1 protein-coding gene is annotated in these 557 nt (G+C 73.8%); it reads left to right on the forward strand.

The window, feature by feature from the left end:
* Positions 1-82: 82 nt before the first annotated feature.
* The gene (locus BIV23_RS45320) at positions 83-481 is read left to right on the forward strand and encodes a sec-independent translocase (RefSeq protein ID WP_245790967.1); all 399 of its coding nucleotides are present in this window, start codon (positions 83-85) and stop codon (positions 479-481) included.
* The last annotated feature ends 76 nt before the right edge of the window (positions 482-557 follow it).

Below are 557 nucleotides of genomic sequence, written 5' to 3' on the forward strand. Positions count from 1 at the left end.
CGCCGCCGAGACCCAGTTCGTACGGCCCGTCCAAGCCCCCCATCCCCCTCGGTGACCGAGCGGAGCCGCCATGTTCTTCGACGTGAGTCCCCTTGACCTGCTCACCCTGGTGCTCCTCGCCGTCCTTCTCTTCGGCCCGGACAAGCTGCCCGAGGTCGTCCAGAAGGTGGCGGGGTTCGTGCGGACGGTGCGGGCGTTCGCCGACAGCGCCAGGGACGAGGTCCGCGCGGAACTCGGCCCCGAGTTCAAGGAGCTGGAGCTGGCGGACCTGCACCCCAGGACCTTCGTCCGCAAGCACGTCCTCGACGGCCTCGACCGCGACGGCCTCGGCATCGACGAGATCCGCTCCGCCCTGGACCCGAGGGCGGAGCTGGCGGAGGTGGCCGCCGCGGTGAACGGCGAGCCGGCCGAGCGGCCCGGGAGCCGGGCCGCCGCGCCGCAGGACGCCCCGGCGGGCACCTACGATCCCGACGCCACCTGAGCCACCTGGGCCGCCGCGGGAGAGCGGACGGCCCTCACGCCAGCGTGAAGTAGGCGAGGCTGCCGAGTCCGGCCAC

This window comes from Streptomyces monashensis, from assembly GCF_001866665.1.
GTDB classification, from domain to species: domain Bacteria; phylum Actinomycetota; class Actinomycetes; order Streptomycetales; family Streptomycetaceae; genus Streptomyces; species Streptomyces monashensis.